Annotated in this window: 7 protein-coding genes and 1 pseudogene; 2 read left to right on the top strand and 6 right to left on the bottom strand. The window is 70.7% G+C overall.

Translation table 11 applies throughout. The features are described from left to right. Positions 1 to 34 precede the first annotated feature (34 nt). The 5 genes from pgl to tkt form a co-directional block, all read right to left on the bottom strand. Complete coding sequence (pgl, locus tag HMPREF3086_RS13500; protein WP_070722389.1) at positions 35 to 757, bottom strand: 6-phosphogluconolactonase; 723 nt, start codon at positions 755 to 757, stop codon at positions 35 to 37. A 63-nt stretch (positions 758 to 820) separates the two neighbouring features. Further along, positions 821 to 1741 (bottom strand): glucose-6-phosphate dehydrogenase assembly protein OpcA, encoded by a 921-nt coding sequence (locus tag HMPREF3086_RS13505; protein ID WP_311201184.1) that lies wholly within the window; start codon positions 1739 to 1741, stop codon positions 821 to 823. Next, entirely contained in the window at positions 1738 to 3318 is a 1581-nt protein-coding gene (zwf, locus tag HMPREF3086_RS13510; protein WP_083324446.1) for a glucose-6-phosphate dehydrogenase, read from the bottom strand. The genes HMPREF3086_RS13505 and zwf overlap by 4 nt, the downstream gene beginning before the upstream one ends. Beyond that, the gene (gene tal / locus HMPREF3086_RS13515; RefSeq protein WP_083324447.1) at positions 3315 to 4421 is read right to left on the bottom strand and encodes a transaldolase; all 1107 of its coding nucleotides are present in this window, start codon (positions 4419 to 4421) and stop codon (positions 3315 to 3317) included. The genes zwf and tal overlap by 4 nt, the downstream gene beginning before the upstream one ends. Then, positions 4421 to 6529 (bottom strand): transketolase, encoded by a 2109-nt coding sequence (gene tkt, locus HMPREF3086_RS13520; RefSeq protein WP_070722395.1) that lies wholly within the window; start codon positions 6527 to 6529, stop codon positions 4421 to 4423. The genes tal and tkt overlap by 1 nt, the downstream gene beginning before the upstream one ends. 283 nt (positions 6530 to 6812) lie before the next feature. Here tkt and HMPREF3086_RS13525 point away from each other — a divergent pair, with 283 nt between their 5' ends. Further along, positions 6813 to 7721 carry a heme o synthase gene (locus HMPREF3086_RS13525; RefSeq protein ID WP_070722396.1) on the top strand — a complete coding sequence of 303 codons (909 nt, stop codon included), beginning with the start codon at positions 6813 to 6815 and terminating at the stop codon, positions 7719 to 7721. Positions 7722 to 7732: 11 nt separating this feature from the next. On the opposite strand, the gene HMPREF3086_RS13530 is transcribed toward HMPREF3086_RS13525, so the two are convergent. Further along, complete coding sequence (locus tag HMPREF3086_RS13530) at positions 7733 to 8701, bottom strand: quinone oxidoreductase family protein (RefSeq protein WP_070722401.1); 969 nt, start codon at positions 8699 to 8701, stop codon at positions 7733 to 7735. Positions 8702 to 8815: 114 nt separating this feature from the next. Between HMPREF3086_RS13530 and HMPREF3086_RS13535 the strand changes: the two are divergent. Beyond that, a pseudogene (locus HMPREF3086_RS13535) lies at positions 8816 to 9096 on the top strand (hypothetical protein); the annotation flags it as partial.

The raw sequence follows: 9096 nt of genomic DNA on the forward strand, positions 1-9096 counted from the left end.
TGGCGCCGGGCCGACGAGTGACGTCGGCCCGGCGTCAGTTCACCAGCGAGGCGGCGGGCCCGTCGAGGTGGTAGGTCGTGGACTCGGTGCCGACGGCCCCGGCGACCGGCCAGTCCGCCGGATCGGCGCCACCCAGACCCTTCGCGACCGCCTCGGCCTTCCCGTCTCCGGTCGCCACGACGATGACGTGCCGCGACCGGCGCACCGCCGGCAGCGTGAAGGTGAGTCGCTCCGGCGGCGGCTTGGGACAGTCGCGGACGCCCACCGCCAGCCGGTCGGTCTCGGCGATCGCCGGGGTGTGCGGGAAGAGGGAGTCGATGTGCCCCTCCGGCCCCATCCCGAGGAGCGTCACGTCGAACAACGGCTCGTCGCCACCGGGTAGGTCCACCTCGGCGAGGAACGCCTCCGCGGCGGCGTCGACGTCGTCGAACTCGTCGCCGCGCGCCGGCCAGCGGTGGACGGTGGCCCGGTCGCCGACGGCATCGAGCAGGACCTCGGCGAGCTGTCCGTCGTTGCGGTCGGGGTGATCGGCCGGGACGAAGCGCTCATCCCCGAGGAAGATCGTGACCCGGCTCCAGTCGACCTCGGTTCCGGCGAGGGCGGCGGCCGTCTTCACGCCCACCGAACCACCGGTCAGGGAGAGCGTCGCCCGGCCGGCCGCGGCGACGCGTTCGTTGAGGTGGCCGGCCGCGGCGAGGGCGGCGGCCTCCGCGAGGGACTCCGCGTTCTCGTGGACGAGATGACGGCTGACTGACATCGACGCTCCTGTCGTGGTGGTGGGGTGGGAAAGGACGCGGGTGCCGGCCCTTTCGGACCCGGCTCAGCGAACCGACGCCGAGGTGTAGATGACGCGATCGTGGTTGGCCAACGCGTCCGCGTACACACCATCAGTGTCCATGCGGCGCAACTCCTCCGCCAGACAGTCGGCCACACTCCGACCCACGAGAGCGACCCGGGTGGGGGACTGCCCGGTGATGCGCAGCTCCGCGGAGGTCGCGCTGACCTGCTCGACGACGATGGACCCGGAGGCCCGCTCCAGCACGACCATCCTCGGCCCGACCGCCCGCAGGACGTCGATTCCGAGGCGGGACGCTAGCCACCCGCCGGCGAGATCGACCGACGCCGCACGCTCCGGCCCACACACGGTGGCGCCCATGATCGGCTCGAAAGGGGGTCGATCGAGGGTCGCGGCCAGCAACGAACGCCAATGGGTGATGCGCGCCCACGCCAGATCGGTGTCACCGGGGGAGTACCCGGCCGCTCGCTTGGCCAGGGCGTCCGTCGGATGCCCCTCGGCGTCCGAATCGACGATGCGGCGCCGGGCGAGCCGACCCACGCGGTCCTCGGACAGCAGCGTCGGGGAGTGGCGGGGCCACCACACCGCGAGCGGGGTGTCGGGCAGCAGCAGCGGCGTCACGAGTGACGCCGACTGCGACGCCATCGCGCCGGACGTGCGCAACACGACGACCTCCGCCGCGCCGGCGTCGCCGCCGACGCGGATCTGGCCATCCAGCCTATCGGCGTCGGCGCGCCGCCCCCGGATCACCACGATGACGCGGCACGGGTGCTCCCGGCTGGCCTCGTTCGCCGCGTCGATCGCCGACTCGCTGCCACGGACGTGGTCGGTGATGACGATCAGCGTGAGGACGCGGCCGATCGTGCTCAGGCCCGCCTCCTCGCGGATCTGCACCAGCTTCTTGGCGATCGCGCGGGTCGAGGTATCGGGTAGGTCGATGATCACGGTCGCCTCCATGCGCGGCCGCTGCGGGCCAGGATCTCGTCGGCGCCCCTGGGCCCCCAGGTGCCCGCCTGGTACTGCTCCGGTTGGCCCTCGGACTTCCACTCACGCAGGACCGGGTCGAGCAGTTGCCAGCTCAGCTCCACCTCACGCGAGACGGGGAAGAGAGACGGCTCGCCCAGCAGCACGTCGAGGATGAGGCGCTCGTACGCCTCGGGGGAGGATTCGGTGAACGCCTCGCCGTAGGCGAAGTCCATGTTGACGTCCCGGACCTCCATCGCGGTCCCCGGCACCTTCGACCCGAACCGCAGGGTGACCCCCTCGTCCGGCTGGACGCGGATCACCAGGGCGTTCTGCCCCAGCTCCTGCGTCATCGTGGCGTCGAACGGCAGGTGCGGCGCGCGCCGGAAGACGACCGCGATCTCGGTGACACGGCGCCCCAGCCGCTTGCCGGTCCGCAGGTAGAACGGGACGCCCGCCCACCGTCGGTTGTGGACCTCCAGGGTGATGGCCGCGTAGGTCTCGGTCGTCGAGGACGGGTCGTAGCCCTCCTCGTCCTTCAGCCCGACGACCTGCTCGGAGCCCTGCCAGCCGCCGGCGTACTGACCGCGCGCGGCGGTCTGGGAGATCGGCAACGCCAGCGAGGTGGACTCGAGGACCTTGGTCTTCTCCGCACGCAGCGCGGCGGCGGAGAAATCGGTGGGTTCCTCCATCGCCACGAGCGCCATCAGCTGGATGAGGTGGTTCTGGATGACGTCGCGCGCGGCACCGATACCGTCGTAGTACCCGGCGCGCCCGCCGAGACCGATGTCCTCGGCCATCGTGATCTGGACGTGGTCGACGTGGTTGGCGTTCCACACCGGCTCGAAGAGCTGGTTGGCGAAGCGCAACGCCAGGATGTTCTGGACCGTCTCCTTGCCGAGGTAGTGGTCGATACGGAACACCGAGTCCTCGGGGAACACCGCCCCCACGACCGCGTTGAGCTCGCGCGCACTGGCCAGGTCATGACCGAAGGGTTTCTCGATGACCACCCGGCGCCAGGATCCCTCGGGACCCCGCGTGCACCCGGTGCGATCGAGGTGCCGGCACACGGTCGGGAAGTCATCCGGGGGGATCGACAGGTAGAACGCGTAGTTGCCAGCCGTGCCCCGCTCCGCCTCGAGTGCGACCAGCTGGTCCGCCAGGCGGTCGAAGCCCTCGTCGTCGTCGAAGGTTCCGGTCACGAACCTCAGTCCCGCGGCGAGTTGCTCCCACACGTCCTCACGGAACGGTGTCCGGCAGCGCTCGCGGGCCTGTTCGCGGGCGAACGCCGCGAACTCCTCGTGCGCCCACTTACGCCGACCGAACCCGATGAGCGAGAACCCGGGCGGGAGCAGACCCCGGTTGGCGAGATCGTAGATCGCCGGGATGAGCTTCTTCTTGGACAGGTCACCGGTGACGCCGAAGATCACGAGGCCGGAGGGCCCCGCGATCCGCGGCAGCCGCCGGTCGCGGGGGTCCCGGAGCGGGTTGACCCATCCCTCGGTGGCCCCTGTCGAACTATCGGCGTCGGACGTGTCCAGACGGTCGGGACCGGTCACGAATCCGACGGGATCTCGTCGATCCGCGCCCTCACCGTGTCCAGCAGATCGTCCCAGGCGGTGACGAACTTCTCCACGCCCTGGCGCTCGAGCAGCGCGAAGACCTCGTCCAGGTCGATGCCCTCGGCACGCAGCGCGTCGAGGGTGGCGCGGGAAACCTCAGCGGTGCCCCGCACCGTGTCACCCTCCACCACACCATGGTCGGCGAACGCCTGCATCGTCGCGAAGGGCATCGTGTTGACGGTCCCGCGCGTGACCAGGCCGGTCACGTACAGCGTGTCGGGGTACGCCGGATCCTTGACGCCCGTGGAGGCCCAGAGCAGCCGCTGCGGCCGGGCGCCGCGGTCCGCCAGCTCTCCGAATCGGCCGGCCGGGTCGAATACCTCGTCGTAGACCTCCTGGCACAGGCGGGCGTTGGCGAGCCCGGCCTGGCCGCGCAGTTCCGACGACTCCGGCAGGCGAGAGTCGATCTCGGTGTCCAGACGGGAGACGAACACCGACGCCACCGAGTGGATCGACGACAGATCGCGCCCGGCGGCCACGGCCTGTTCGAGGCCGGTGAGGTACGCCTCCGCGACCTTCCGGTACTGGTCCGCCGAGAAGATCAACGTGACGTTGACGTCGATGCCCTTGCCGATGACATCGGTGATCGCCGGCAGTCCCGCCGCGGTGGCGGGGATCTTGATCATGACGTTGGGCCGGTCGACCGCGGCGGAGAGCTGGACCGCCTGCTGGACGGTCTCCGCCGTGTCGTGTGCCAGGCCCGGGTCGACCTCGAGGGAGACGCGACCGTCCACGCCGTCGGTCGCCCGATAGGTCGGCGCGAACAGGTCACAGGCGTCCCGGACGTCAGCGGTGGTGAGCGCGCGGACCACGGAGGCGAGTTCGCGGTCGGCCCGCACAGCCTCGGCGAGGGCGCTCTCGTACGCCGACGAGTCCGCCAGCGCCGACTGGAAGATCGCCGGGTTGGTGGTCACGCCCACGATCGAGTACTCCGCCATCCGCTTCTCGAGCTCACCGGAGGCGAGGAGCTGACGGGACAGGTCGTCGAGCCACACGGAGACTCCGGCGGCACTGAGAGCGGCGAGATTCGCGTTGGTCATCATGCCTCCCCTCGGGCGGCCGCGAGCGACTCGCGGGCGGCGGAGACCACCGCGTCGGCGGTGATCCCGAATTCGGTGAACAGGGTCTCGTAGGGCGCGGAGGCGCCGAAGTGCTCGAGCGAGACGGCCCGGCCCGCGTCTCCGAGGAACCGGTACCACGGCATCGCGATACCGGCCTCGACCGAGACCCGGGCGCGCACGGCACGCGGGAGGACCGACTCGCGGTACTCGGCGTCCTGCTGGTCGAAGAACTCGACACAGGGCATGGAGACCACTCGCGTGGGCACGCCCTCGGCCTCGAGGGTCTCCCGAGCGGCCACGGCCAGCTGGACCTCGGACCCGGTGCCGATGAGGATCACCTCGGGGGTACCCGTCGACGCCTCGGCGAGGACGTAGCCGCCCCGCTCGACACCCTCACGGGCGAGCTGCGCGGTGCCCTCGAGCACGGGCACGTTCTGCCGGGTCAGGCACAGCCCCTTGGGTCCGTCGAGCGCCTCCAGCATCGCCCGCCAGGCGGCGGCGGTTTCGTTGGCGTCGGCCGGACGGAGGATCGCCAGCCCCGGGATCGCGCGCAGCGCCGCGAGTTGCTCGACCGGCTGGTGGGTCGGGCCGTCCTCGCCGAGACCGATCGAGTCGTGGGTCCACACGTAGTAGGCGTTGCTGCCCTGGAGCGCGGCCAGCCGGACGGCCGGGCGCATGTACTCGCTGAAGATGAGGAACGTCCCGCCGTACGGGCGGGTGGGGCCGTGGAGTGCGATGCCGTTGAGGATCGCGCCCATCGCGTGTTCGCGGACACCGAAGTGCAGGTTCCGACCGTAGGGGGAGGCGGTCCACGTGTCGGTGGTGATCGACGCGGGGCCGAACGAGTCCGCGCCCTTGATGGGGGTGTTGTTGGAGCCGGCGAGGTCGGCGGACCCACCCCACAGCTCCGGAAGCGTGGCAGCGAGGGCCTGGATGGCCTCGGCGGAGGCCTTGCGGGTGGCGACGCCCTTGGGATCGGCCTCCCAGGTGGGCAGGTTTGCGTCCCAGCCCTCGGGGAGCCGGCCCGAGTACAGCCGATCGAACAGCGCCTTGCGCTCCGGGTTCGCCTCGGCCCAGGCGTGGAACATGTCGCTCCACTGCGCGTGGACGCGCGCACCGCGGTCGCGGGCCGCACGGGTGTGGGCGATCACCTCGTCCTCGACGGTGAACGGCTCCGTGCCGGCCATGCCGAGCGCCTCCTTGACGGCATCGACCTCGTCCTGGCCCAGCGCGGCACCGTGCGCGGCGCCGGTGTTCATCGCGTTCGGCGCCGGGTAGGCGATGATCGTGCGCAGGACGATGATCGACGGCTTGTCCGTGACGGCTCGTGCGTCGGCGATCGCCTCCTCGATGGCGGCCACGTCCTCGCCGCCGTTCACCGTCTGGACGTGCCACCCGTAGGCCTCGTAGCGGGCCGCGACGTCCTCGTTGAACGCGATTCGGGTGTCGTCCTCGATCGAGATCTCGTTGTCGTCGTAGATCGCGATGAGGTTGCCGAGTTGCTGTGTTCCCGCGAGCGAGGCCGCCTCGGCCGTGACGCCCTCCTGGATGTCGCCGTCGGAGGCGATCACGTAGATGAAGTGGTCGAACGGGCTCTTGCCCGCGGGGGTGTCCGGGTCGAACAGCCCGCGCTCGTAGCGCGCCGCCATCGCCATACCGACCGCGGAGGCCAGTCCCTGTCCGAGCGGGCCGGTGGTGATCTCCACCCCGTCGGTGTGCCGCCACTCGGGGTGGCCGGGGGTCTTCGAGCCCCAGGTACGCAGCGCCTTGAGATCCTCGAGTTCGAGGCCGAACCCGGCGAGGTACAGCTGGATGTACTGGGTGAGTGAGGTGTGCCCGCAGGACAGGATGAAGCGGTCCCGTCCCACCCACGTCGGATCGGACGGGTCGTGCCGCATGATGCGCTGGTAGAGCGTATAGGCCAGCGGGGCGAGGCTCATCGCGGTGCCCGGGTGACCACTGCCGCAATTCTGCACGGCCTCGGCGGCGAGAACGCGCGCGGTGTCCACTGCACGGGAGTCCAGTTCGGTCCAGTCGGATGGGTGGCGGGCGGTGGTGAGCTCGGTGATCTCCGACGCGCTGGTCACTTGTGGTTCTCCCGGGTCTGAGGGTGCGGCGCGGATCCGCGCGTATGTCGTGAACCACCTTAGTGGTCACGGCCGCGGGGGGCGTACCGTCCCCGCCCCCGCTCTTTCGCGGACCGCGCAGGGGGGACGTAGTATCGGCTCGGTAGTGCGTTGACGTCTGCTGCGAGGAGTTCCGGTGCACGATTCCACCCCGACCCGGAGTGGGGGGCCATCAGTCTCCCCTCCAGAGTCCACGGGGCGGCCGGCTCCGGCGAGCGGGCGGGCCCGCGTTGTCGACGTGGTGATGGCGTACATCGCCCTCACCAAGCCGCGGGTCATCGAGTTGCTCCTCGTCGCCGCTATCCCCGCCCTGCTGCAAGCGGATCGCGGGAACATCCACCTCTCCCTGGTCCTGCTCACCCTCGTCGGCGGCTGGATGGGCGCAGCGAGCGCGAACTCGCTCAACATGGTCGTCGACTACGACATCGACCAGGTGATGAAGCGCACCGAGCGCCGCCCGCTCGCCCGCCACGCGATCACCCCGCGTGCCGCGCTGGTCTTCGGCCTGACGCTCGGTGTGGCGAGCATCCTCTGGCTGGGGCTCCTGGCCAACAGCTGGCTCGCCGCCTTCTTCATCCTCATCACGATCCTGTTCTACGTGATCGTGTACTCGATGATCCTCAAGCGGCGGACCGCTCAGAACGTCGTCTGGGGCGGCGCCGCGGGCTGCATGCCGGTTTTCGTCTCGTGGGCGGTCATCACCGACAACCTGCCGGATGGACAGCCTCATAACTGGTGGCAGGCGGTCGTGCTGTTCCTCATCATCTTCTTCTGGACGCCACCGCACACCTGGGCCCTCGCGATGCGTTACAAGGAGGACTACAAGGCCGCCGGCGTGCCGATGCTGCCCGTGGTCATGGGTCCCGAGGGCGTGACCCGCCGCATCACGATCTACACGTGGGTCACCGTGCTGTGCACGTTCGCGCTCATCCCCGCGGCGGGTTGGGTCTACGCGGCCGGCGCGATCGGCTTCGGCGTGTGGTTCATCGTCATGGCGCATCGCCTCGAGGCGGGCGTGCGCCGCGGCGTCGAGGTAAAGCCGCTCAAGCTGTTCATTTTGTCGAACAACTACCTCGCCGGGGTGTTCGTGGCCCTGTCTATCGACGCGGTGCTCGGACTGCAGACCGTGGCGGAGCTCCTGTCGCTGGCCTGACCGGGTCCCGCTCAGCGGTCGGGGTCGAGTGTCACCGAACCCGTCGTCCGCCGCTCCTGCAGGGCTCGGTGCGCTTCCGCGGCCTCTGACAGGCCGAACGTCGCCCCCACCGACAGCCGCAGTGTGCCGTCGACGACCCCTTCGAGGACCTCGACCGCCCGGCTGCGGAACTCCTCCGTCGTCGCGATGTAGTCGGCGAGGGTCGGGCGGGTGAGGAACACCGACCCGGCCGCGTTGAGTCGCTGCGGATCCACCGGCGGCACCGGACCGCTGGCGGCGCCGAACAGCACGAGCGTGCCGCGCCGTGCGAGGACCGCCAGACTGTCGTCGAACGTGTCCCGACCCACGCCGTCGAAGACGGCCGCGACGCCCCCCTCCGCCAACTCGCGCACCCTCTCCGGCGTGGCCTCCGGGTAGAGCAGCACGTGGTGCGCCCCGAGGTCGCGGCAGAGGTCGGCCTTCTCCTCGGTCGAGGTCGTCGTGATCACCCGGAAGCCGTGGGCCACCGCCAGCTGGATGAGGAGCTGTCCGACGCCGCCCGCCCCGGCGGTGATAAGCACGTGATCGCCGGGCGAGGCCCGGTGGGTGTCGGTGATCAGGTAGTGCGCGGTGAGTCCCTGCAGCAGCATCGAGGCCGCCACGTCGTCGTCGAGCCCCTCCGGCACGGTGACCACCGACTCGGCGGGGGCGACGACGTACTGGGCGTAGGAAGAGGGCACCTGGCACCAGGCCACCCGGTCACCGGCGACCAGGTCGGGCGTGCCCTCGCCGACCGCCTCGATCACCCCAGCGCCTTCGCTACCCGGGATGAACGGCAACTCCCGCTCGTAGACACCCTCGCGGAAGTAGGTGTCGATGTAGTTGACCCCGATGGCGCGGGTACGGACGAGCACCTCACCCGGGCCGGGCGACGGCACCTCGACCTCCACCGGTGTGAGCACCTCTGGGCCGCCGTGTCGGGAGATCTGGATCGCACGCATGGCGCCCAGTATCCGGTAGGGCGCGGCCCGGCGCAGCCGGAGCGCCGTCACCGGTTCGGGGCAACGCGGGAGTGCCGACCGATCCGAGGCGGGGGAGGCGATAGGCTACGCCCCATGAGCCTGCAGATCCTTTCCCAGTACGCCGGGGGGCCGCGAGTCCGGACCACCGGCCGGTCCGAGATCACCACGACGGGATCCGATACGGCGTCCGAACCCATCGAGTCGTCGACGGCGGCTGAGGAGACGACGGCGGTTCCCGCGGCCGCACAGGCCGAGCCGTCCGGCTCCGGCGCGGACGAGCAGGCCTCCACCGCCCAGGACGCACCGGAGGCGGAGGAGCCGGCCGCAGAGGCCGGGACCCCGGAGAAGCCGACCCCGGCTCCCGCCGCAGCCGG

It is taken from the genome of Dietzia sp. HMSC21D01 (assembly GCF_001815995.1).
Classification (GTDB): Bacteria; Actinomycetota; Actinomycetes; order Mycobacteriales; family Mycobacteriaceae; genus Dietzia; species Dietzia cinnamea.